This window comes from Clostridium nigeriense, assembly GCF_900086595.1.
Taxonomy (GTDB): domain Bacteria; phylum Bacillota; class Clostridia; order Clostridiales; family Clostridiaceae; genus Clostridium; species Clostridium nigeriense.
Window position 1 is genome coordinate 2,005,000 of the sequence record NZ_LT575472.1, and the last position, 23,967, is coordinate 2,028,966.

General features: G+C 28.0%; 23 protein-coding genes. 22 read left to right on the forward strand and 1 reads right to left on the reverse strand.

What is annotated here, in order from left to right:
- Positions 1–93 precede the first annotated feature (93 nt).
- The 7 genes from BN6774_RS09585 (at position 94) to BN6774_RS09615 (ending at position 8,513) form a co-directional block, all read left to right on the forward strand.
- The gene (locus BN6774_RS09585) at positions 94–1,821 is read left to right on the forward strand and encodes a phospho-sugar mutase (RefSeq protein WP_066893026.1); all 1,728 of its coding nucleotides are present in this window, start codon (positions 94–96) and stop codon (positions 1,819–1,821) included.
- 140 nt (positions 1,822–1,961) lie between these two features.
- Positions 1,962–3,050 carry a tetratricopeptide repeat protein gene (locus BN6774_RS09590; protein ID WP_066893028.1) on the forward strand — a complete coding sequence of 363 codons (1,089 nt, stop codon included), beginning with the start codon at positions 1,962–1,964 and terminating at the stop codon, positions 3,048–3,050.
- Positions 3,051–3,161: 111 nt separating this feature from the next.
- Positions 3,162–3,890 (forward strand): WecB/TagA/CpsF family glycosyltransferase, encoded by a 729-nt coding sequence (locus BN6774_RS09595; protein ID WP_066893030.1) that lies wholly within the window; start codon positions 3,162–3,164, stop codon positions 3,888–3,890.
- The gene (gene murJ, locus BN6774_RS09600) at positions 3,887–5,422 is read left to right on the forward strand and encodes a murein biosynthesis integral membrane protein MurJ (protein ID WP_066893032.1); all 1,536 of its coding nucleotides are present in this window, start codon (positions 3,887–3,889) and stop codon (positions 5,420–5,422) included. The genes BN6774_RS09595 and murJ overlap by 4 nt, the downstream gene beginning before the upstream one ends.
- Entirely contained in the window at positions 5,423–6,703 is a 1,281-nt protein-coding gene (locus BN6774_RS09605) for a glycosyltransferase (protein ID WP_066893033.1), read from the forward strand.
- Positions 6,704–6,705: 2 nt separating this feature from the next.
- On the forward strand, positions 6,706–7,854 hold the full coding sequence (locus BN6774_RS09610) for a glycosyltransferase (protein ID WP_066893036.1): 1,149 nt from the start codon (positions 6,706–6,708) through the stop codon (positions 7,852–7,854).
- A 2-nt stretch (positions 7,855–7,856) separates the two neighbouring features.
- Positions 7,857–8,513, forward strand: coding sequence for a cyclodeaminase/cyclohydrolase family protein (locus BN6774_RS09615; protein ID WP_066893038.1), 657 nt, complete (start codon positions 7,857–7,859; stop codon positions 8,511–8,513).
- Positions 8,514–8,525: 12 nt separating this feature from the next.
- On the opposite strand, the gene pdaA is transcribed toward BN6774_RS09615, so the two are convergent.
- A complete protein-coding gene (gene pdaA, locus BN6774_RS09620) occupies positions 8,526–9,296 on the reverse strand; it encodes a delta-lactam-biosynthetic de-N-acetylase (protein ID WP_167349613.1) in 771 nt (256 codons plus the stop codon).
- A 178-nt stretch (positions 9,297–9,474) separates the two neighbouring features.
- Between pdaA and ychF the strand changes: the two genes are divergently transcribed.
- The 15 genes from ychF (at position 9,475) to BN6774_RS09695 (ending at position 23,960) form a co-directional block, all read left to right on the forward strand.
- The gene (gene ychF / locus BN6774_RS09625; RefSeq protein WP_066893042.1) at positions 9,475–10,572 is read left to right on the forward strand and encodes a redox-regulated ATPase YchF; all 1,098 of its coding nucleotides are present in this window, start codon (positions 9,475–9,477) and stop codon (positions 10,570–10,572) included.
- Positions 10,573–10,783: 211 nt separating this feature from the next.
- Positions 10,784–11,212, forward strand: coding sequence for a division/cell wall cluster transcriptional repressor MraZ (mraZ, locus tag BN6774_RS09630; RefSeq protein ID WP_066893044.1), 429 nt, complete (start codon positions 10,784–10,786; stop codon positions 11,210–11,212).
- Positions 11,213–11,223: 11 nt separating this feature from the next.
- Positions 11,224–12,156 (forward strand): 16S rRNA (cytosine(1402)-N(4))-methyltransferase RsmH, encoded by a 933-nt coding sequence (rsmH, locus tag BN6774_RS09635; protein ID WP_066893045.1) that lies wholly within the window; start codon positions 11,224–11,226, stop codon positions 12,154–12,156.
- Positions 12,157–12,194: 38 nt separating this feature from the next.
- Positions 12,195–12,632 carry a cell division protein FtsL gene (locus BN6774_RS09640; RefSeq protein WP_066893047.1) on the forward strand — a complete coding sequence of 146 codons (438 nt, stop codon included), beginning with the start codon at positions 12,195–12,197 and terminating at the stop codon, positions 12,630–12,632.
- 84 nt (positions 12,633–12,716) lie between these two features.
- Entirely contained in the window at positions 12,717–14,912 is a 2,196-nt protein-coding gene (locus tag BN6774_RS09645) for a stage V sporulation protein D (RefSeq protein ID WP_066893050.1), read from the forward strand.
- Positions 14,913–15,011: 99 nt separating this feature from the next.
- Positions 15,012–16,466: a UDP-N-acetylmuramoyl-L-alanyl-D-glutamate--2,6-diaminopimelate ligase gene (locus BN6774_RS09650; protein ID WP_066893052.1), complete on the forward strand. Its 1,455-nt coding sequence runs from the start codon at positions 15,012–15,014 to the stop codon at positions 16,464–16,466.
- A gap of 11 nt (positions 16,467–16,477) precedes the next feature.
- Positions 16,478–17,839, forward strand: coding sequence for a UDP-N-acetylmuramoyl-tripeptide--D-alanyl-D-alanine ligase (locus BN6774_RS09655; protein ID WP_066893054.1), 1,362 nt, complete (start codon positions 16,478–16,480; stop codon positions 17,837–17,839).
- A 34-nt stretch (positions 17,840–17,873) separates the two neighbouring features.
- Positions 17,874–18,848: a phospho-N-acetylmuramoyl-pentapeptide-transferase gene (gene mraY / locus BN6774_RS09660; protein ID WP_066893056.1), complete on the forward strand. Its 975-nt coding sequence runs from the start codon at positions 17,874–17,876 to the stop codon at positions 18,846–18,848.
- Positions 18,849–18,869: 21 nt separating this feature from the next.
- Positions 18,870–19,988 carry a stage V sporulation protein E gene (gene spoVE / locus BN6774_RS09665; RefSeq protein ID WP_066893058.1) on the forward strand — a complete coding sequence of 373 codons (1,119 nt, stop codon included), beginning with the start codon at positions 18,870–18,872 and terminating at the stop codon, positions 19,986–19,988.
- Between the two features lie 177 nt (positions 19,989–20,165).
- The gene (locus BN6774_RS09670; protein ID WP_066893060.1) at positions 20,166–20,915 is read left to right on the forward strand and encodes a cell division protein FtsQ/DivIB; all 750 of its coding nucleotides are present in this window, start codon (positions 20,166–20,168) and stop codon (positions 20,913–20,915) included.
- A 17-nt stretch (positions 20,916–20,932) separates the two neighbouring features.
- Positions 20,933–21,646 (forward strand): DUF881 domain-containing protein, encoded by a 714-nt coding sequence (locus BN6774_RS09675; RefSeq protein WP_066893062.1) that lies wholly within the window; start codon positions 20,933–20,935, stop codon positions 21,644–21,646.
- Between the two features lie 14 nt (positions 21,647–21,660).
- Entirely contained in the window at positions 21,661–22,011 is a 351-nt protein-coding gene (locus BN6774_RS09680; RefSeq protein WP_066893064.1) for a small basic family protein, read from the forward strand.
- Complete coding sequence (locus BN6774_RS09685) at positions 22,012–22,749, forward strand: DUF881 domain-containing protein (RefSeq protein ID WP_066893066.1); 738 nt, start codon at positions 22,012–22,014, stop codon at positions 22,747–22,749.
- A gap of 94 nt (positions 22,750–22,843) precedes the next feature.
- Positions 22,844–23,518: a YggS family pyridoxal phosphate-dependent enzyme gene (locus BN6774_RS09690; RefSeq protein ID WP_066893068.1), complete on the forward strand. Its 675-nt coding sequence runs from the start codon at positions 22,844–22,846 to the stop codon at positions 23,516–23,518.
- A complete protein-coding gene (locus BN6774_RS09695; RefSeq protein WP_066893070.1) occupies positions 23,511–23,960 on the forward strand; it encodes a cell division protein SepF in 450 nt (149 codons plus the stop codon). Before BN6774_RS09690 ends, BN6774_RS09695 begins: the two co-directional genes overlap by 8 nt.
- Positions 23,961–23,967: the final 7 nt, after the last annotated feature.

Here is a 23,967-nt window from a genome sequence, read left to right on the forward strand (position 1 = left end):
GATACAATATTTGTTCTCTTTACATTTTTTTATTCCAAAAACAACTTATTTAGTGTATAATATTACCTGATTATTAAGTTTGGGAGGTATAAGATGTTATATAAGGAAAAATATAATGATTGGTTATTATCTGAAATTATTGATGATAAAATGAAGGATGAATTGAGAAATATAGAAGATGAAAAAGAAATTGAAGATAGATTCTATAAAGAACTTGACTTTGGTACAGGTGGTCTTAGAGGTATAATTGGAGCTGGAAGCAATAGAATGAACATTTATACAGTGTCAAAGGCAACTCAAGGTTTTGCTAATTACTTAAACAAAAGATTTAAAAATCCAGCTGTTGCTATTGCTTATGATTCAAGAAACATGTCAAAGGAGTTTTCTAAAGCTGCAGCATTAACACTTTGTGCAAATAACATAAAAGTTTACTTGTATGATAGTTTAAGACCTACACCAATGCTTTCTTTTGCAGTTAGATATTTAAACTGTACTGGAGGTATTGTAGTAACAGCATCTCATAATCCTAAAGAATATAATGGTTATAAGGTTTATGATGAATTTGGTGGTCAAGTAACAGATGAAAAAGCAAATATTATAATTACTGAAGTTAATAATATTGATAACTTTGATATGATTAAATCTATTTCTGAAGAAGAAGCTATTAAAAATAATTTATTAGTATATATTGGAGAAGATGTTGATAAGGCATATATAGAATCTGTAAAGTCCTTAACAATTAGAAAAGAGTTAGTAAATGAAAAGGCTAAAGATTTAAAGGTAATATATACACCTATTCATGGATCAGGAAACATGCCAGTAAGAAGGGTTTTAAAAGAACTTGGTTATACAGGAGTATCAGTAGTTAAGGAACAAGAATTACCAGATGGTAATTTTCCAACAGCTTCTTACCCAAATCCAGAGGAACCAGCTGTATTTAAGTTAGCATTAGATATGGCTAAGAAAGAAAATCCAGATGTTATATTTGCAACTGATCCTGATTGCGACAGAATAGGAGTTGTTGTTAAGGATAGTGAAGGAGAATATAGAGTTTTAACAGGTAATCAAACAGGATTATTACTTACTGAATATATTTTAAACTCACTTAAGGAAGAAAATAAACTGCCTGAAAATGGAACAGTGATTAAAACTATAGTAACTTCAGATGGGGCTAAGAATATAGCAAGGGAGTATAATATAGAACTTATAGAAGTTTTAACTGGATTTAAATATATAGGTGAAAAAATTCAAGGATTTAAAGAAAATAATGATAAGGCTTATCTTTTTGGATTTGAAGAAAGCTATGGATATTTAGCTGGAGATTTTGTAAGAGATAAAGATGCTGTAATTGCATCTATGCTAATTGCAGAAATGACTTTATATTATAAGGAAAAAGGAAAGAGTCTTTATGATGGATTAATTGACTTATATGAAAAGTATGGATACTTTAAAGAAACTTTGGTTTCCTTTGAGTTAAAGGGTAAAGAAGGTGCAGAGAAAATAGCACAATGCATAGATTCTTTAAGGAATGAAAAGCTTGTAGAAATTAATGGTGATAAGGTATATACTAAGTATGACTATAAGTTAAGCTTAGAAGAAAACTTGATTAATGGAGATAAAAAAGAAATAAATCTTCCTAAATCAAACGTTCTTAAATTTGTTTTAGAAAACGGTTATTGGTTTGTAGTTAGACCTTCTGGAACAGAGCCTAAAATGAAGGCCTATGTTGCGGTACAAGGAAATGGATTAAAGGATGCTGAGGAAAAACTAGAAAGTTTTAAATCAGAAGTAGTTAGCTTAATAAATGAGAAATTAAATTAATATAATCATTATTAAAAGTGGAAGGTAATGTACCTATCCACTTTTTAACTATTATCAGAAATAAATAAAAAACGAGATTTGAAAGCTTTTTAAATATATAGTATTATTTATATTAAAGCTAAGATAAGGGAGGAGTATATTTGGATTATAATTCAGCTTTTAAAGAAAAACTAGGTAAATTATTATTTTTAGAACTAGATAAGGAAGGGTTCAAAAAGAGCGTTGGAATTCCTAGTTATGTTTCTTTTAATAATAAAGATTTATATTTACCAATATCTTCTGAATATATAACTAAAAACATTCAAGATGAAATTAAAATAAAGAATTTACCCATATTTTATTTTATTGAGGGGATGTTTTTGGCTATAGGAGCAGATGAAAACTTAAGATTTAATGATGATTATGAAATTATATTATCATATATAAAAGATAGTGATACTTGCATACGAAGTGTAATATCTAAGAAGATAAAAGAAAATAATCTTATAGATGGATATCTACTTTTAAAGGGATATTATAGAGTTTCTAAAGATAATGAAGTTATGAAGAAACTTTTATTAGTAGGGGAAAGCATAAGGGAAAAGGATAGTGGATTTAAGGATATTTTATTAAGTGATATACAGTATTGTGAGGAGAATTTATTAAATATTTCAGAAGTGTATTTATATAAAGCACTAATATTAAAAGATAATGGAGATTTCAAAGGAGCCAAGGTAGCTATTAACGAATATACCAATAAAGGTGGTAAGATTACAGATGAAATAAAAGGTATAATTGATGACATAAATAATGTGTCAAATTATGAAATAGCTATTGAGCATTTAAATGATGATCCAGTTAAAACTATAAAGATGCTGTTAGATTTACTTAACAATTTTGATAAGAATCCTTTAATTTATTACTATTTAGGTGTTGCTTATAGAAAGTTGGAAAACTATGAAAAAGCAATTTATTATCTAAAAGAAAGTTTAGAGAGAGAAAGTGGGATTTATGAAGTAGTAGTAGAGCTAGGTATTAATTATGCTTGCATAAATGATTTTGAAAGTGCAATTAAATATTTCAAAAAAGCTTTTGAAGCAACAAAGGAAGTAGAAATATGCACTAATATAGTAATGTGCTATATGAACTTAAATAATTACGATGAAGCTAAACTTCACTTAGAAATTGCTAAGAAATTAAATCCTGATGATGAAATAGTGAAGGATTTAGAAAAAATACTCAATAAGTAGATGGAGGGGCTGTTTAAAACAGCCCCTTAATGTAAACTATATAGTGTAAAATTAAAATTTATGGTATTATAATTATGGATAATTTTACTTGCGTATTGTTGAGGAGAAAAAATGGAAGATAATAATTTTATTAATATATTGGGATACAAAATATTTAGGAAAAGTATAAATGATGCAATTAACTATATTGATGAATTTAACAAAATTCATATTATATCAGGTAATCCTGAAGTTCTTTATAGTGGTTTAAATAATAAGAAGTTATTAGAAAATTTTACATCAGATAATTCATTTATTATACCTGATGGAGTGGGAATACAAATAGCAGCAAAGTATATAAAAACTCCTGTTGAAGAAAAAATAGCAGGTATAGATTTGATGAAAGAAATAATAAAAAAATCTTCTGTAGAAAATAAGGGAATATATTTAATTGGAACAACAAATGAGAACTTAAAGGCCTGTGTTGCAAATTTAGTAGCAAATTATCCAAAGATAAATATATTAGGGTATAAAAATGGATATTTTGATATAAATAATGCGGAGGAAATATTACAGGACATTAAAGAGAAAAAACCTTATGCCTTATTTGTAGCTATGGGGTGTCCAAGGCAAGAAGAATTTATTGTTAGATATATGGGTGAATTGCCATGTAAGATTTTTATGGGGGTTGGTGGTAGCTTTGATGTAATTGCTGAGAAAGTTAACAGAGCTCCTAGGTGGATGATAAAATTAGGATTAGAATGGCTATATAGAGTTTTGAAAGAACCATGGAGAATAAAAAGACTAGGAAGTATTCCAAAGTTTTTATTACTTGTCATAAGAGGAAATGATAAGGTATGAGTAAAAATAAAGTATTTAAAGCAACATTTATAGTCATGGTAATGACTATTTTAAGCAGAGCTATAGGTTTTGGAAGAGATATTTTAGCAGCCTTTCATTTTGGTGTAGAAAGTTCATATGATATTTATGTGGCTTCAGTAGCTATACCTGAATCAGTATTTATGATAGTTGGTCTTGCAATTTCAACAACCTTTATCCCTATGCTAAGTGAAGTTAAGCATAATAAGGGTAAAGAAGAAATGTTTAAATTTTCAAGTAATGTAATAAATATTTTATCTGTTATTTCGATAGTAATAATAATTTTAGGATTAATTTTTACTAAAGAAATCGTTAATATTTTTGTACCTAACTTTTCAAGTGATGAAATTGAATTAACTATTTTTCTTACAAGGATAACATTGTTTAATGTTTTTTTACTTTGCATTAATGCTTGCTTTATATCAATATTACAAGTTTGCGAAGATTTTATTGTACCAGCTTTATTAGGGATATTTTTTAATCTTCCTATAATTATATACCTATTATTTTTTAATAATGTTAATGTTGTGGGATTAACTGTGGCTAACGTTTTAGGAAATTTAATAAGAGTTTTAGTGCAATTACCTTCTTTATATAAACAAGGATATAAGATAGATTTACATGTTAATTTAAGAGATGAAAAATTAAAAGCTATGCTTATTTTAATTATTCCTGTAATAATAGGAGCAGGTGCTAACTCTATTAATATGCTTGTAGATAAAAGTGTTGCTTCAGGATTAATAACGGGGTCTATGGCAGCTTTAGAGTATTCTCAAAGATTAATACAGTTTGTTAGTACTGCTATAACAACTTCATTAGTTTCGGTAGTATATCCAATTATGGCTAATAGACTTAATGAAGGTGATAAAGAAGGATTTTTAAAGTACTTAAGTAAATCAATAGTAATAATTTGTTTATTTTTAATACCAATTACATTGGGAATAATGTTTTTAAGTAATGATATTATTAAATTAATATATGAAAGAGGAAGATTTAATTCAAATGCTGTTGCATTAACATCAATGGCCTTACTTGGATATTCTATTCAGCTGCCTTTCGCGGGAATAAGAGATATTTTAAATTCATCTTTATTTTCAATGAAAAAAACAAAGGTTACTACTTTAAATGGAATTGTTGGAGTAGTAGTAAATATAATTTTAAGTATTACATTATCAAAATACTTTGGAGTACTAGGAATCGCAATTGCAACATCTATTTCTGCCTTAGTAATAGCTATACTTTTACTTAAATCTACATGGAAAATAGTTGGAGATTTTAATATTAAAGCACTTATATATAAGCTTACAAAGATTTTAATAAGTTCATGTATAATGATAGTTGCTTTATTTGCTTTAAATAAATTAATAGAGTTAAACAATTCTTTTGTTAAAATTATATTATGTGGAACTGTAGGAGCTGTGGTTTTCTTTATTATGTGTATGGTATTTAAGATAGAGGAATTTAATGAAGGTTTGGAGATTATTTTAAATAAATTTTATAGGGGGAGTAGGTAAATGAAAATTTTATTTATTGCATGTTATTCGCCATTAATAAATAATTCTGCTTCAATAGAAACTCTTCAATATTTGAATAATTTAGCGAAATTTGAAGATAATGAAATTCATTTGTTAACTGTAAATTTTCCTCCTAATTCAATTTATTATGATGAATATATTTTTAATATGTTGGATAAAAAAATTAAACTTCACATAATATCTGGAGGTAGAGTTTTTGAAAAAATAATGCCTAAGAAAAGAAATACTAAAAGCACTAATGAAAACAGTAATGTAAAAGTAAAAGCTAAGGCTATATTAAGGAAGACAAAGAGATTATTTGCTATTCCTGATATGTATCTTTATTGGGCTTTTAAAGCTAGCAAATATGGAATAGATTTAATGAAAAGAGAAAATTTTGATATTATGTTTTCTATGCATGAACCTCCTTCCAGTCATATATGTGCTTATATAATTAAAAGAAAATTTTCAAATCTTAAATGGATAGCGTATTGGAGTGATCCTTGGCTTAAGGACTCTACTAGAGAGGGATCAAGTCCAATAAGAAGATGTTTTGAAGGATATTATGAAAAACGAATTATTAATTTAGCTAATAAACATATTTTTGTAACTAAAGCAAATAGAGATGATTATATAAAAACTTATCAATTGAAAGAGGAAAAAACAGCCCTTATTACTAGGGGCTATGATGCTAAAACTTATAATGAGATAAAGGAAAGTCATAACCCTAAATACATTGATAATAGTAAAATTAATATGGTTTATGCTGGAGAAATATTTTCGAAACTTAGAGATATAAGACCATTTATTGAAGCGATTAAGAGGATAGAAAAAGAAGATATGCAACTATATAATAAGTTGAATATTTTGTTTTTTGGAAATATAGATAATGAGGAAATAAAAAGAGATCTATTAACTCTTGATAATGTAAGAGTTTCAAATAGAATACCCTATAATGAAGCTTTAGGATATATGATAAATGCTGATATATTATTGTTGTTTGGAAATAAGAGGTCTAAACAAATTCCTGCTAAAATATATGATTATTTTGGGTGTAATGGATATATACTAGTGATTTTAGGAGATGAAAATGATCCTATAATTGATGTAGTTAGCAATTTAGATAAATGTAATGTTACTAAAAATTATAGTGAAGAAGTAAAGACTTCTATTACAGAGTTATGTGATAAAATAACAAAAGGTGAAAAATCTAATGAGATAAAAGAATATGAATGGGAAAATATATCAAAAAGGTTAGATTGTATTTTAAGGGAGGCTTAGAAATGCATATTATGTTTATACCATCATGGTATCATAATAGTAGGAACCCTGTTCATGGGAGTTTCTTTAAGGAGCAGGCTTTAGCTATTCAAGAAAGTGGAGTTAAAGTTACAGTAGCATATAACGAAGTTTGGCCATTAACATTATTTTTTAAAATTAAGGAAAAAATTGGTCTTAATTTTAAGGTGGAAGATGGACTTAGAACTTATAGATATAAGAATTATAATTTTTTACCTAAAAACTCAAAGATGTTTAGTGTTTTTAATAAAAGGTTAGAAAAATTATATAAAGAAATAGTAGAAAAAGAAGGAAAAATTGATTTAATTCATTGTCAATCATCTTTTTGGGCTGGTATAAGTGCTGCATATATTGCAAAAAAGTATAATATTCCATTAGTTATAACTGAGCACTCTTCTTTAAAAACAGCAGTATATATTAAAGATAGCTATAAACCCTTTATTAGAGATTCCTATTTAAGTGCTGATGTATTAATTGCAGTAGGAAATGGACTTAGGCAAGAAATGAATGAGTTTTCTGGAAGAAAAGATATAAAGGTAATACATAATTTAATACCTGTGGAGAATTTTTATATTTCTAGAAAAAGAAATAGTGAATTTACATTTTTTTCATTAGCCTTTTTAGAAGGAGAAAAGGGGATAGATATTTTAATAAAAGCTTTTAGTAAATATTTTAAGAATACAAACACAAAGTTGGTTATTGGTGGAGAAGGTAGTCAAAAAGAAGCATTAATTAATTTAACTAAAGAGCTTAACATTGAAAAGCAAATAAAATTTTTAGGGGGACTATCAAGAGAAGAGGTCTCAGAACAAATGAGTTTATGCGATGTTTTTGTACTTCCGTCTAAATATGAAACCTTTGGAGTTGTTTATATTGAGGCATTGGCTTCTGGAAAGCCGGTAATTGGAGCTTTTAATGGAGGAGCAGAAGATATTATAAATAAGGAAAATGGATTAATAGTTAAGGTTAATGATGTAGATGATTTAGGTCTTGCAATGAAAAGTATAATAAAGAATATAGACTCCTATAAACCAGAGGAAATAAGAGAAGAATGTATAAAAAGATTTTCTAAGAAAAAAATAATAAATGAAATATTAGAAGTTTATAATATACTATTAACTGAAAGGAAATAATAATGTTATTTAAGGAATATAAAGTAGATGATTTTTTAATTGAGTTATCCTCTGAAGCACCATCTCCAGGAGGTGGAAGTACAGCTGCTTTAGTTGCTGCTCTTTCTGCAAGTTTAAATTCTATGGTTTATTCACTAACTGTTGGGAAGAAATCTTATGAAAATCTAGAAAATGAAGATAAGAAAAAAATGCTAATTTTACAAAAAGAAGCAAAGGAATTTATAAAAAAATCTCAAGAGTTTATGGAAAATGATAGAGAAGATTTTTTAGGATTAATGAATTGCTATAAACTACCAAAAAATACTGATGAAGAAATTAAATTTAGAAAAGAAAAAATTAAAGAGAATACTATTAAGGCAATGAAAACTCCTTTAAGTTTAGCAGAAGAATGTATAAAGTTTTATGAGAATATAGATTTTGCTATAAAGTATGGGAATAAAAATTTAATTTCAGATGCTGGAGTAGCTACTATATTATTACATTCAGCTATTGAAAGTGCCATTATTAATGTAAAAGTTAATTTAAGTTTTTTAATTGGAGAAGACTTTGTTAAAGACATAGAGAACAAATGTAATAGTTTATTGAATAATTCATATGTGAAAAAATGCAATTTGATAAATGAAGTTGAAAAGATTATATACCCTAAGAAAAGTCTCTAAAAGAGACTTTTCTTAGGGTAATTCATTTAGTGACTTAAATTCATAACCTTGAGATTTAAGTTCTTGAATAACATTTTTTAATACTTTGGCATTAGTATTAGATACTGCATGTAATAATATAATTGCTCCAGGATGAGCCCCATTTACTATTTTCTTTATTGCGGTAGTTTCATTAGGTTGATTATCTACTAGCCAATCTTTGTATGCAAAACTCCAAAAAATTGTTTTATATCCTAAGGCTTGAGTTTTCTTTAATGAGTTTTTAGAGTATTTTCCCATAGGTGGTCTGAAAAACTTAGGCATATCTGTTCCAGTTAATTTCTTGAATTCATCCTCAACTTCAGTAAATTCTAACTTGAATTTTTCATTATCTTTTATAGTAGCCATTGAGGGATGGTGAGAAGTATGATTACAAACTAAATGCCCTTCTTCAACCATTCTTTTAACAATATCACCTTCTTGTTTTATATATGGTTTAACAACAAAAAAGGCAGCAGGAACTTGTTCTTCTTTAAGTATATCTAAGATTTTAGGAGTATTACCATTTTCATACCCTTCATCAAAGGTTAGATAAAGAACTTTAGAATTTGTATCTCCAACATAATAAGCGCCATATTCTGAAAAAAAACTTGCTGACTCTTTAGGAGGTTCAGGGGTTTTTTCATTTTCTCTTTTTACAAAATACCAATTCAATTCTAAATCATCAGATGCAATGGCTTTATTAACCAATAAATTTAAAATAGAAAATAAAGTTAATAATAATAATGTAGTCTTTTTTATTATTTTCAAAAAAATCGCCTCCTTAATAATATTTTTATCTAAAATATATCTTTTACACTGGAAATAGAATACAAATACCTATAATTATCTATGAAGCTTTATATATTGAAATAATTTTTATAGTAGAGTATAATTTTAAAGATGTAACAATGTGAATAAGAGATGAAAGGAATGTACATAGATGAATTTAGGAATAGTTGGTTTACCTAATGTTGGTAAAAGTACTTTATTTAATGCAATTACAAAAGCGGGAGCAGAATCTGCAAACTATCCTTTTTGTACTATAGAACCAAATGTAGGAGTAGTTAGTGTACCTGATAAAAGGTTAGATGTTTTAGAAAAAATGTATAATACTAAGAAAAAAGTATATACTGCTGTGGAGTTTTATGATATAGCTGGATTAGTTAAAGGTGCTTCAAAAGGTGAAGGATTAGGTAATAAGTTTTTATCTCATATAAGAGAAGTATCTGCAATAGTACATGTTGTTAGATGTTTTGATGATGGAAATGTAGTGCATGTAGAAGGTTCAGTAGATCCTATTAGAGATATAGAAACAATAAATTTAGAACTTATTTTTGCAGATTTAGAAGTTCTTGAAAGAAGAATGGAAAGATCAATGAAGCAAGTTAGATCTGGAGATAAGAAAGCAAAAGAAGAATATGCTTTAATGGAAAAAGTTAAAGCTCATTTAGAAAAAAACTTACCAATAAGAACATTAGAAGTTACTGAAGAGGAAGAAGAAATTATAAGAGGATTATTTTTAATAACTTCAAAACCTGTATTATATGCTTGTAACATATCAGAAGATGATATGATGGAAGGGAATACAAATAATGAATATGTTCAAAAGGTAAAATCTTATGCTGAAAGTGAAAGTTCAGAAGTAGTTGTAGTATGTGCTAAACTTGAAGAAGAATTATCAGGACTTGAAGATGAAGAAAAACTTGAAATGTTAAGTGAATATGGATTAACAGAATCAGGGTTAGATAAACTTATTAGAGCAAGTTATAAATTATTAGGATTAATTAGTTATTTAACAGCTGGAGTTCAAGAAGTTAGAGCTTGGACAATCAAAGAAGGCACAAAGGCTCCTCAAGCTGCTGGTAAAATACACTCAGATATTGAAAGAGGATTTATAAGAGCTGAAATTGTTTCATATGATGATTTAGTTGAATGTGGATCAGAAGCTGCAGCTAAGGAAAAAGGTCTTTATAGATTAGAAGGAAAAGATTATATTATGAAAGATGGAGATGTAGTAAACTTCAGATTCAATGTATAAGAATTTTTAAAAGGTTGATGTTTTTATCAACCTTTTTTATTTTTTATAAAAAGTTTAAATAAAATTTATATTTTACTTCAATTTTAAAATAAATAATACCAAAAAATGAAATAATCCTTGAAGTATTTATAGAAAACCTATAAAATAATAGTATAAAGTGGTTTAAAGTGGTTAAAAGTGGTGAAGAATTCATTTTAAGGTAGGGTTAAAGATGTTTATTGGAGAATATCAACATGCAATAGATGCAAAAAATAGAATGATAGTTCCTTCAAAGTTAAGAGAAGGTTTAGGTAATAAGTTTGTTATTACTAAAGGCTTAGATGGATGTCTTTATGCTTACCCTATGGAAGAATGGAAAGCTTTAGAAGTAAAGTTAAAATCTTTACCACTTACTAATAGAGATGCAAGAGCATTTGTTAGATTCTTTTTTTCAGGTGCTTGTGAAATAGAAGTCGATAAACAGGGAAGAGGTTTAATTCCTCAGAACTTAAAAGAATATGCAGGTATGGAAAAGGAAATAGTAAGTATAGGAGTACTAACTAGAGTTGAGATATGGAGTAAGGAAAAATGGGAAGAATATAATGAATCTGATATAGATTTTGACTCTATTGCTGAAAAAATGAGTGATTTAGGAATATAAGGAGAATTATTATGGAATTTAAACATGTTTCTGTACTTTTAAATGAGTGTATAGAGGGATTGAATATAAGAGAAGATGGAATTTATGTAGATGGTACCTTAGGTGGTGGAGGACACTCTTCTGAGATACTTAAGAAATTATCAAATAATGGACTTTTGATAGGTGTTGATCAGGATAAGGATGCCTTAAAAGCAGCAGGTGAGAGATTACATAACTATGAAAATGTTAAATATGTACATAGTAATTTCTATAATATAGATGCTATACTAAATAACTTAGAAATTGAAAAAATAGATGGAATGTTGATGGATTTAGGTGTTTCTTCTTATCAGTTAGATACTGGTGATAGAGGATTTAGTTATATGCAGGATGCACCTTTAGATATGAGGATGAATAGGGAAAATTCTTTATCTGCTTATGAAGTTGTTAATAATTATGACGAAGAAGAAATTTATAGAATAATTAGAGATTATGGTGAAGAAAAGTTTGCTAAAAGAATAGCTAGATTTATTGTGGAAAATAGAGAAAAAAAACCAATAGAAACCACTCTAGAATTAGTTGAGATAATTAAGGCAGCTATACCAGCAAAGGCAAGAAGGGAAGGACCTCATCCAGCAAAAAGAACCTTTCAAGCAATTAGAATAGAAGTAAATAGTGAATTATCTATATTAAATAAAGCTATTGAAGATGGGGTTAATCGATTAAATAAAGGTGGAAGAATGGCTATAATAACCTTCCATTCCTTAGAAGACAGAATAGTAAAACTTAAATTTAAAGAGCTAGCTACTGCTTGCACTTGTCCAAAAGAGTTTCCTATATGCGTTTGTGGTGGAGAAGCTAAGGTAAAAGTAATTACTAGAAAAGCTATAGAACCATCTAAAGAAGAAGTAGAGGAAAATCCAAGAAGTAGAAGTGCTAAATTAAGGGTAGTAGAGAAACTTTAGAAAAAAATTAAGTAAAATTATATGGGGGATGTAATAAAATGGTTAATAAGGAATATGAATATATAAGAGGAAATACAGCTTTAAGTCCAAAGAGAAAATATGATGAAGTAAAAAGAAGAGAAGAAAGAGAAAATCTTGAAAGACAAAGAAGAGAGCAACAAAAAAGAGAGAGAAATGCTAAAAAAGCTGTAGTTAAAAATATATTAAATGTTGCATCTATTGCTTTAGTTCTAGGAGTATTAACAATTGCAAGAGATGGTAAAGTTTATAAGATGCAAAATGATTTAACCAATGTTAAAAAAGAAATAAAAACTGTAACAGCAGAAGGCGAAGCCTTAAGAGCAAATTTATTAAAATATTCTTCTTTAGGTGAAATAAAAGAAATTGCTAGTACAAATGGCATGAAAATGCCACAAAAGGATGATTCTATTACTGTAGATATAACAAAGGATTTTTTTGCCAATATTAGAGAGTAACATAAGTAATAAAATAGTACACTTGCCGGATAAAGAGTATTTTTATACTCTGCATGTTTTTATTAATTACATGGAGGCATTGATGTGAATAGAAGGAATTACAGAGATAAAGCGCTAATGAAAAAAAGAATATCATTAGCGCTTACAACATTAATATGTTTATTTGCTCTTTTAGCAATTAGATTATCTTACATAATGATAGTTAAAAGGGAAGAATATTCAGCAAAAGCTGAAGAACAATGGACTAGTGAAGTTAAGATTGATGCTAGACGAGGAAGAATATTAGATAGAAATGGAGTTGAATTAGCTGTATCTGCAAATGTGTATAGAATAGATTTTGATTTGAACTCTATAAGAGCACATTTAAGAAAAGAAAATTTAACTAATAATGATATAGCTCCTAAAATAGCAGAAGCATTAAGTATTGATGAAAAAAAGGTTTTAGATAAGCTAAATACAAAACTTCCTAGTGGAGCTGATGCTGGTGCAGCAATTTTAGTTAGAAGAATTGAAAAGGACCTTGTAGATAAGGTTAAAGAGTTAAATATTCCGGGTGTCATAGTATCTCCAGATACAAAAAGATATTATCCAAATGGGAATTTTTTAGCCCATGTATTAGGGAGTACGAATATAGATGGTCAAGGACTAACAGGAGTAGAATTACAATACAATAGTTATTTATCTGGGACTCCAGGACTTAGAATATCAGAATTAAGTAAATATAATGATGAATTACCATATACTATTTCAAAATTTACAGCACCTGTAAATGGAAAAGATGTTATTCTTACTATAGATTCAAATTTACAAGCTTTTGCCGAAAAGATAGCAGAAAAAGGGTACAAAGATAATCAAGCAAAACAAGTATCTATAATAATTATGAATCCTAATAATGGTGAAATTTTGGCTATGGTAAATAAACCAGATTTTGATCCTAATGCCCCTTATGAGGGAGCAGAAAATTATGAGGGTGCAAACTTAGCAGAAAAGGTTCAAAAGATGTGGAGAAACCATTTAGTTAATGATACCTTTGAACCAGGTTCCATTTTTAAAGTTGTTACTATGATAGGTAATTTAGAAGAAGGATTAGTTAAGGAAAGTGACACGTTCAATTGCAGTGGTAGTCTAAAGATAGGTCCTCATACAATTAAGTGCTGGAAAACATCAGGTCATGGAACGCTAACACTTCCAGAAATATTGCAAAACTCATGTAATGTAGGATTTATGGAAATAGGAAAAAGAATTGGCAAGGAAGGCTTAAATGACTATATTAAAAAATTAGGGTTTGGTCAAGTGAGTGGAATAGATTTACCTGGAGAAGCTAAAGGAATAACTAAAAAAACTGAAGATATTAATGAAGCAGATTTAGCTACAATTTCATTTGGACAAACTAATACTGTAAATGCAGTGCAATATATGACGGCATTTAACAGTATTATAAATGGAGGTAAATTAATTCAACCTCATATAATGAAAGAAATTACGTCAACTAATGAAAATGGACAGTCAGTAGTGGATGAAACTTTTGAACCTAAAATTACAGAAGTTTTAAGTGAGAGCAATACAGCTATATTAAGGGACTATTTGGAAAGGACTGTATCTTATGGTGGCTCTAGTAAAGCTTATGTTGAAGGTTATCATATAGGAGCTAAAACAGGAACTGCACAAAAGGTAAACCCTAGAGGGGGAGGATATGAATCAGGTAAATATATCTCATCATTAGCTGGGTTTGCGCCTGCAGACAATCCTCAAGTTACAGTCTTTATTTCAATAGATGAGCCAGGGACAGGAACTTACTATGCAGGACAAATAGTAGCGCCATTAGCTAATATTTTGTTTACAGATATATTTAATTATATGAGTGAATATATGCCAAAGGATGATATTGAGAGTATTGTTAAAGACGTAGTTATACCTGAAATAAGAGGTCTTTCAGTAAGTGAAGGGAAAAAAATATTAAAAGAATATAATATAGAGTATAATATTAATGGAAATGGGTCTATAATTACAGATGTAAAACCTTATCCAGGATATACTATTAAAGAAAATTCTAAGATTAATATAGACACAGGAGAAAATGAGTCTTATAATAAAAATGTTGTTATGCCTGATTTAAGGGGTTACTCTTTAGATTCAGCAACTAAAATATTAAATGATCTTGGAATTACGTCTACTTATGAAGGAGAAGGATCAGTAGTTAAACAAAGTGTACCTAAAGGAGAAATAATAACTAAAGGTACAAATGTTAAGCTGATATTAAATGAAGAATATGGAGATTAATTAGAATATCCCTTTACATTAGCATGTGGGACACTCACATGCTAAAATTATATACAAAAGACATAGGGAGTTCGTTTAGAATATTAAGGAGATGGTGAAATGAAGTTATTAGATTTATTAAATGGAGTAAATTATGAAATATTAAGTGGAAACTTAGATGTAGAAGTAAGTCATATACAATATGATAGTAGAAAAATAGAAAAAGGTGATCTTTTTGTATGCCTTACTGGATTTGAAGTTGACGGTCATAATTATGCAGGAAAAGCAATAGAAGCAGGTGCAAAAGTTGTTTTATGCGAGAAAGATATAAATATTAATAGTGAAGATGTAACAGTAATATTAGTTAAAGAAGGTAGAAAAGCTCTAGCGACTATGGCAGCAAATTATTATGGTCATCCAGCGAGCAAATTAAAACTAATAGGTGTAACTGGAACTAATGGAAAGACAACAACAGTTTATTTATTAAAATCAATGCTAGAGAAAGCTGGTAAAAAGGTTGGATTAGTAGGTACAATTGCTAATTATATTGGTGATATTAAAGTTAAATCAGAAAGAACGACTCCTGAATCTTTAGAACTTCAAAAATTATTTAAGGATATGGTTGATTCTAATTGTGAGTATTGTGTTATGGAGGTTTCGTCCCACTCATTATATTTAGATAGAGTTTATGGTTGTGAATTTGAGGTTGGAATTTTTACTAATTTAACGAGAGATCACTTAGATTTTCATAAATCCTTTGAAAATTATTATAATGCGAAATTTAAGTTGTTTGAAAGAAGCAAAGCATGTGTTATAAATATTGATGATGATTATGGATATAGAATTGTAAGAGATATAGAAAGTTTGGGTAACAAAGAAGTTAAAACATATTCAATTAAAGATGAAAGTGATTTTAAAGCTTATGAAGTTATGTTAAAAGAAGGGGATATACACTTTAAAGTTAATGATGAAAATTATAATTCTATTTTACCAGGTGAATACAATGTGTATAATGCATTAGGTGCAATAGGAGCTATGAATATTTTAGATATAGATAATGATTTTATTAAAAAAGGACTTTTAGATGTAGTTGTTCCTGGTAGATGTGAAAGAATTGGATATAAATATAATATTCCATATGATATAATAATTGACTTTGCCCACACTCCTGATGGATTAAAAAATATATTAGAAACATTAAAAGATTATACTAAAAACAGATTAATTGCAGTGTATGGTTGTGGTGGAGATAGAGATAAAGTGAAAAGAGCGGAACTTGGTAGGATTGGAACTGAACTTGCGGATTTGGCAGTAATAACTTCTGATAACCCAAGAGAAGAAGATCCTATGGCTATTATAAAAGAAATATTAGCTGGTATAACTAAGTCAAATTATATTGCTATTGAAAATAGATCTGAAGCTATAAAACTTGCATTAAATATGGCTGAAGAAGGAGATGTAGTAGTTCTTGCTGGAAAGGGTCACGAAAATTATCAAATAACAAACGAAGGTGTCATTCATTTTGATGAAAGAGAAGTTGTTGATGAAATTCTAGCTAATAAAAGAAAAAAATAGAGGTGGATAAAGTGGAATTATCTTTAAATGAAATACTAGAAGCTACTTCTGGGAAAGTAATAGTAGAAGGAAAAAATGATTTTAATAATATTTGTATAGATACAAGAAAAATACAAAGAAACAATATATACTTAGCTATTAATGGTGAAAGATTCAATGGAAATAAATTTGTAATGGAAGCTTTTTCAAAGGGAGCTTCTATTGCAATAGTAGATGAAGTTTTATTTGACATTGATAAATGCAAAAATTTAGGGACTATTATTAAAGTTGATAATTCAGAAAAAGCTTTATTAGATTTAGCAAGCTTTTATAGGAAAAAACTTGGATTAAAGATAGTTGGAGTTACTGGATCATGCGGTAAGACATCTACAAAGGATTTAATTGCTGCTTTTTTAAGTGAGAAATATAAAGTCTTTAAAACAAAAGGAAACTTTAATAATCAAATAGGTCTTCCTCTTATGATATTAGAACTTGATAGTACTTATGATGTGGCAGTTTTAGAAATGGGTATGAGTAATCTTGGTGAAATAGATGTACTAGCTAATTGCGCAAGACCAGATATAGCAGTAATAACAAATATAGGATTATCTCATATTGAAAATTTAAAAACTCAAGATAATATTTTAAAAGCTAAATGTGAAATATTTAATTATTTCAATGAGAGTAATACATTAATCATCAATGGAGAAGATAAAAATTTATTAAAAATAACTGATAAATGTTTTGAAATTTTAAGAATTGGCTATAATCATGAATATGATGTTTATGCTTTTAATATTATACTAAAGGAGGATAATACAACCTTCTCAATTAAAGATAACAATCAGGAATATACATTTACAATACCTATGGCTGGAAAGCATAATGTTTTAAATTCCATGCTAGCAATAGAAGTAGCTAAAAAGTTAAAAGTTTCTTTTGAGGAAATGGAAAAAGGAATAAAGAACTTAGAGGCTACATCAATGAGGTTGGAGGTAATTAAAAAAGATAAAATTACAATAATAAATGATTGCTATAATGCAAGTCCTGATTCTATGAAATCTTCTATTGATGTCCTTAATACTTATAAAAAAGGAAGAAAAGTAGCTATACTTGGAACTATGAATGAACTGGGAGATGAAGCTATAAATGCACATACCGAGGTTGGTGATTATGCTAAAGATAAAGTAGATTTATTAATAGCCATCGGTGATTATAAGGATTGCTTTAAAAAAGGATTTAACCTAGATAATATAGTGGTTTTTAGTAATAAAAAAGACTTTTTAAGCAATTTAAAAGCTATTATTAAAGAAAATGATGTAATTTTAGTTAAAGCTTCAAGAGGTATGAAATTTGAAGAAATAGTAAATTCATTAGAAGAGGCGGAAATTTAACAAAGGAGGTGAACTGCCTATTTAGGCAGGAATAATGGGGGATAAATTAATAGACATTATAACATCTAAGGTAGCAATAGGATTAGTAGTATCTTTTATAATTTCGATTATATTAGGTCCTATAATAATACCTATGCTAACCAAATTAAAATTTGGTCAAAATATTAGGAAAGAAGGGCCTCAAAGCCATCTGAAAAAAGCAGGAACTCCAACTATTGGTGGGTTGATTTTTATAATTTCAACATTAATAGTTATGGTGGTAATGAGATATAGTCCTACTGATGAGGGCATGATTGCTTTATATTCATTGTTAGCTTTTGGATTTATTGGATTTTTAGATGATATACTAAAAATTATTAAAAAAGAAAATGAAGGTCTAAAAGCTTGGCAGAAAATGTTGCTATTAGTTATTTTTTCTACTGCAATTGCAGTTTATGGCTATGTTTATTTAGGAACTAGTTTAAGAATACCATTTATAGGAACTAAAATACCTTTAGGAATATTATATGTACCTTTTGTTATTGTATATTATGCAGGAGCAACCAATGCAGTTAATTTAACAGACGGGTTAGATGGATTAGCTTCTACTGTTAGTGTTTTAGTTTTAACCTTTTTTGGAGTCGTAGCATTTATGATGGGTCATGAATCTATAGCTGTATTTTCTATAGTTTTAGCTGGCGGATTACTTGGATTCTTAAAATTTAATGCATATCCAGCAAAGGTATTTATGGGAGATACAGGTTCCTTAGCAATAGGTGGTGCTATAGCAACTATTGCATTAATATTAGAAATGCCTCTTATATTATTTATAGTTGGTGGAATATATGTATTTGAAACTATATCAGTTATTTTACAAGTTTCATCATATAAGCTAAGAGGTAAAAGGTTATTTAAAATGGCACCAATACATCATCATTTTGAACAAGAAGGATGGAGTGAAACAAAGATAGTAACAATTTTTGCAATTACTACTGTAGTATTATGCTTTATAGGATTTTTAGCCCTTTAATCATCGATTGGAGGAGTTTTTATGAGAACAGCAAAACAAAATAGTAAAATGGGCGAAATGGACTATGGTATTTTTTATGCTGTTATTATTTTACTTGCTATAGGAGTAATTATGATTTACTCAGCTAGTTCATACTATGCAATGTTTAAAGAAGGCGATAGTATGATGTATTTAAAAAAACAATTAATTTGGGCTATAACAGGATTAATTGCTATGATTTTTATATCTAGCTTTGATTATCACAAAATAAGAAAGATTACTCCTCATATTTTAATTACTACTGTTCCTTTATTAATTGCAGTTTTTTTCTTTCCAGCTGTAAATGGAGCAAAAAGGTGGATCCAATTAGGACCACTATCATTTCAACCGTCGGAGCTTACTAAGTATGCAGTTGTAATGTTTTTAGCTATGAGCTTAGATTCAAAGGGAGATGGTGTAAAAAAGTTTTGGAGTGGAATAGTTCCTTATTTAGGAGTATCGGGATTTTTTGCAGCTATGATTTTAGCTGAGAAAAATTTAAGTATAGCAGCTATAATAATGATTGTAACATTTATTATGCTATTTATTTCAGGTGGGAGATTACAAGATTTATTTGGGAAGGTTGCACCTGTTTTATTAGTGGCAGTAATGATTTTTATTTTTGGTGAAGACTATAGAAGAGCAAGAATGTTAAACTTTTTAAATCCTTGGCAAGATCCGGCAGGAGATGGATATCAATTAATTCAGTCTTTCTATGCACTAGGAGCAGGAGGGATAACTGGACTTGGACTTGGTCAATCAAGACAAAAAACATTATATATGCCTGAGCCTCATAACGATTTTATTTTTTCAATAATTGGTGAAGAATTAGGGCTAATTGGATGTTTATTTATTGTTTTGTTATTTGTGTTTTTTGTTTGGAGAGGAATAAAAGTTGCTATGAAAGCTAAAGATACTTATGGAACTTTACTAGCTATAGGAATAACCTCTATAATAGCTGTTCAAGCAATTATTAATATTGCTGTTGTAACAGGTTCTATGCCAGTTACAGGTGTACCAATGCCATTTATAAGTTACGGAGGAACTTCTTTAGTTATTAACATGATGGCTATGGGAATACTTTTAAACATATCTAGGCAAATTCAAGGGAAAGAAATATAATTTTAAAAAGAGTGATTTAATTATTTAAATTCACTCTTTTTAGGTTGTCTTTAAAAATAGTTATAAATAAAATATTAAATTATTATAAAATTTTAAATTTAGTAAAATTTATAATGAAAAAATAACCAAAAAGTGATATTATTATAATATATAATATTATGTAAAAGTAGGGGAACTATGAATACTAATGTAAATAAATTTGTTATAAAGAAAAGAAGGAAAAAAACAATAAAAAAAGTTATATTAGGTCTATTTATTTTTATTATTGGAATTATAATTTTTATATATAAAGCACCTATATTTAACTTAAAAAAAATAAATATTTCTGGATTAGTTACTTTAAGTAATGAAAGCTTACAGGAAAAGTTAAAATATAATATAGGTCAGAATATCTTTACCGTAGATTATAATAAGATAGAAAAAGATTTAAAAGAAAATCCATACATAAAGGAAATAAAAATAAGTAAAAAAGGTATCAATAAAATTAATATTAATGTAGTTGAAAACAAAATTGCTTACTATTTAAATAGTAATGAAAGTTTTAAGGCTATAAATAATGAAGGTATAGTTGTAGAGGAAATAAACAGTTTAGATGACAGAAGTTTAACTAAGTTAACAGGGATAGATGTTTCAGAGAAAAAAATAGGAGATAAAATTTCAGAAGATACTCAAATAACTTTTGTTTTAGATACTTTTTATAAAATGATAGAAGTTATTCCAGAGGAATTAAAATTTTCAGAAATAAATATTTTAGATCTAAATAATATCAGCTGTTATATAGGGAATGTGGAAATAATATTAGGAGATAGTTCTAACTTACTTGATAAAATGAACATAGCTTTAAATATTATAGAACAGGGAATCATAACAAAAGGATATATAGATATGAGTTTTGATGGAGCACCTGTAATTAAGCAAAGCCAATAGGAAGGGGGAAAAGTAGTATGAAAAAAGTAACGTCGCAAATTTTTGTAGCAATTGTTTGTGCCTTTTTAGGATTCTTATTAGCTCATCAATTTAAGTTGCTTAATGAAAAGAATAAAATAAATTCTTCTATTCAAAATTTAGATATTATATCTGAAATTGAAGCGTTAAAAAAGGAAAAAGAAGAGTTAACAAAAACTAATAGCTCTTTATCTGAACAACTTAAAGAATTGGAAGAAAAAGCATCAAGTAATGGAGCTGTTGAAGCAGAAATTAAGAAACAATTAGATAATGCAAGAATGAATTTAGGATTAGTAGATGTAAAAGGTCCAGGAATTACTATAACAATTACTCCAAAGTCTAATATATTTGGATCTAATAACGATAATAGAAGTATAACAGAAGATGAAATAGTTCATGTGGTTAATTCATTAAGATATGTAAAAGCGGAAGCGATATCAGTAAATGACTATAGACTAACACCTCAAAGTGGTATTAAAGTTTCAGGAAACTCCATATGGATTGGTACATCAGGAAAAGTAGATCCTAAGAGTAAGATTGTTATTAAAGCAATCGGAGATAAACAAGCATTAAAGGTGGCTGCTAATTTTATAGGAGTTTTAGATTATGGAGCTTTACGTAATTATACTTGTGATGTTAATGATAGTGATGAAATTATAATAAATAAAACTACTCAATCTTTAAAAAATGAGTACGTTAAGCCAATAAATTAAAAAGGGGGATTGAAATGATAGCATTCATAGGACTTTTATTAGGTGTACTTTTAGGCTTATTATTAGATGTTAATATTCCAGAAACTTTATCTCCCTATTTGTCTGTTGCAATTCTTGCTTGTCTAGATTCAGTATTTGGAGCAGTAAGAGCATCATTATCTAAAAATTTTAAAGCAGATATATTTATCTCTGGTTTCTTTGGTAATGCAGCTTTAGCAGCAGGTCTTGCTTATTTGGGAGATAAGCTTGGGATACCAATGTATATTGCTGCTGTTATTGTGTTTGGTGGTAGAGTTTTTGATAACTTTGCAGTAATAAGAAGGTTAGTAATAGAAAGGTTAAAATCTCGTAAAAGAGGTGAATAAATGAAAAATATAAAAGCAAGAGTTTTTATTTTAGCTGCATCAATTATTACGGGATTTTTAATTGTAAATAGTATTAATTTGAATGGAGTAAGTAGCAAGATAACTTCTCTTAATGCTATGGATTATAAAAAAGCTATAGAAGAAAGAAATCAATTATATAAGGATATAGAAAATATTAGAAGTCAAAATATTGATTATAGATATCAAATAAGTAAGTATGATAATGATGATCCTGAAAAAAATAAAAAGCTTATTGAAGATATGAAAAATCAATTAGGTGATTATAGTACTTTAAATGGAACTACTTCAATAAAGGGGCCTGGATTAGTTATAAAATTAGAAGATGCTAATATAGATAAAAAACTTGACACAGAATTTGAAATAGCTAGAAAGATGCTTCATGAAGATGACATGGCTTTACTTTTAAATGATATAAGAAGTGCTGGTGCAGAAGCAATATCCATCAATGATCATAGGATACTACCAAATACAGCTGTAAAATGTTATTGGGCTTTTATAGGATTTGACGATGAATCTAGAATTTTCGTTCCCTTTTATATTAGTATTATAGGAAATCCTGAAGAAATGAAGGCGATTTTATTATCAGATGATAGTGTAATTCAAGGATTATTACTTAGAAAGATAAAAATAGAAATTGAGGAAAAAGACGAAATAATAATTCCAATAACAAAGCAAAATACTGAAGCAAAGTATATGAAAAGATATGATGAAAAATAAATTCTTGTAAAAAAATCTTTAAATATTGAAGGATTTTAAGGCTTTTTGTAGAATAATTACAATATGTAAATAAGCTTCTTTAGGAGGAAATATCTTGAGCATTGAAGAAAATTTAAATAAGATTAGAGAAAATATATCAAATGTTACACTAGTTGCAGTATCTAAGACTAAACCTATAGAAGATTTAAAAGTAGCTTATGATTTAGGGCAAAAAGATTTTGGTGAAAACAAGGTACAAGAGCTTATTGATAAAGTGGAAGCTTTGCCTAAAGATATAAGGTGGCATTTTATAGGAAATTTACAAACAAATAAAGTTAAATATTTAGTTGGAAAGGTATTTTTAATACATTCTTTATCAAGTATAAAGTTATTAAGAAAAATTGAAGATGAATTTTCAAAAAAAAATTCTGTTGCTAACCTTCTAATTCAAATTAATATTGGAAAGGAAGAAACAAAGGGGGGGATTTTTGAAGAGGATTTGGAGAATTTTATTATTGAAATTGAAAAGTGTAATAGTTGCAAGGTAAAAGGAATTATGTCTATAATTCCTAAAGGTAGCAATGAAGAAAATAGATATTATTTTAGAAAAATTAAAAACATATACGATGATTTAAGTAATAGATCATTTAAGAATATTACAATGGAAATTTTATCAATGGGTATGACTCATGATTATAAAATAGCTATAGAGGAAGGATCCAATTTAATAAGAGTTGGTGAAGGTATCTTCGGCAAAAGAAATATAGTGGGAGGATTGACAAATGGGTAATATGTTTGGAAAATTTAAAGAAATAATAGGTCTTGGGGAATATGAGGATGAATTTGATGATTTAGAGGAAACAGAAGTAGAAGAAGAAATTCAAGAAGAAATTGAACCAATAATATCAAAACAAAAAGGAAATAAAGTAGTTAACATACATACTGCTTCTACAGCAAAGGTAATGGTGACTAAACCTATGAATTATGATGATGCAAGAGAAATTGCAGATGCTATAAAAGCAAGAAAGATAGTTTTAGTTAACGCTACTACTTTAGAAACAAAAGTAGCACAAAGATTAGTAGATTTTATTAGTGGTTCTTGTTATGTACTAGGTGCAACTTTACAAGAAATTGAACAGAGGGTTTATTTATTATCACCTTCAAATGTAGAAGTAACAAATGAGTTGAAAAATGAATTGAGTTCAAAAGCATTATTTAATTGGAATAAATAGGAGGAGA

Excerpts from the sequence above, each read along its gene's own strand:
- BN6774_RS09585 (WP_066893026.1), top strand. The coding sequence starts at position 94 with ATGTTATATAAGGAAAAATATAATGATTGGTTATTATCTGAAATTATT.
- BN6774_RS09595 (WP_066893030.1), top strand. The coding sequence starts at position 3,162 with ATGGAAGATAATAATTTTATTAATATATTGGGATACAAAATATTTAGG.
- murJ (WP_066893032.1), top strand. The coding sequence starts at position 3,887 with ATGAGTAAAAATAAAGTATTTAAAGCAACATTTATAGTCATGGTAATG.
- BN6774_RS09605 (WP_066893033.1), top strand. The coding sequence starts at position 5,423 with ATGAAAATTTTATTTATTGCATGTTATTCGCCATTAATAAATAATTCT.
- BN6774_RS09610 (WP_066893036.1), top strand. The coding sequence starts at position 6,706 with ATGCATATTATGTTTATACCATCATGGTATCATAATAGTAGGAACCCT.
- BN6774_RS09615 (WP_066893038.1), top strand. The coding sequence starts at position 7,857 with ATGTTATTTAAGGAATATAAAGTAGATGATTTTTTAATTGAGTTATCC.
- ychF (WP_066893042.1), top strand. The coding sequence starts at position 9,475 with ATGAATTTAGGAATAGTTGGTTTACCTAATGTTGGTAAAAGTACTTTA.
- mraZ (WP_066893044.1), top strand. The coding sequence starts at position 10,784 with ATGTTTATTGGAGAATATCAACATGCAATAGATGCAAAAAATAGAATG.
- rsmH (WP_066893045.1), top strand. The coding sequence starts at position 11,224 with ATGGAATTTAAACATGTTTCTGTACTTTTAAATGAGTGTATAGAGGGA.
- BN6774_RS09640 (WP_066893047.1), top strand. The coding sequence starts at position 12,195 with ATGGTTAATAAGGAATATGAATATATAAGAGGAAATACAGCTTTAAGT.
- BN6774_RS09650 (WP_066893052.1), top strand. The coding sequence starts at position 15,012 with ATGAAGTTATTAGATTTATTAAATGGAGTAAATTATGAAATATTAAGT.
- mraY (WP_066893056.1), top strand. The coding sequence starts at position 17,874 with ATGGGGGATAAATTAATAGACATTATAACATCTAAGGTAGCAATAGGA.
- spoVE (WP_066893058.1), top strand. The coding sequence starts at position 18,870 with ATGAGAACAGCAAAACAAAATAGTAAAATGGGCGAAATGGACTATGGT.
- BN6774_RS09670 (WP_066893060.1), top strand. The coding sequence starts at position 20,166 with ATGAATACTAATGTAAATAAATTTGTTATAAAGAAAAGAAGGAAAAAA.
- BN6774_RS09675 (WP_066893062.1), top strand. The coding sequence starts at position 20,933 with ATGAAAAAAGTAACGTCGCAAATTTTTGTAGCAATTGTTTGTGCCTTT.
- BN6774_RS09680 (WP_066893064.1), top strand. The coding sequence starts at position 21,661 with ATGATAGCATTCATAGGACTTTTATTAGGTGTACTTTTAGGCTTATTA.
- BN6774_RS09685 (WP_066893066.1), top strand. The coding sequence starts at position 22,012 with ATGAAAAATATAAAAGCAAGAGTTTTTATTTTAGCTGCATCAATTATT.
- BN6774_RS09695 (WP_066893070.1), top strand. The coding sequence starts at position 23,511 with ATGGGTAATATGTTTGGAAAATTTAAAGAAATAATAGGTCTTGGGGAA.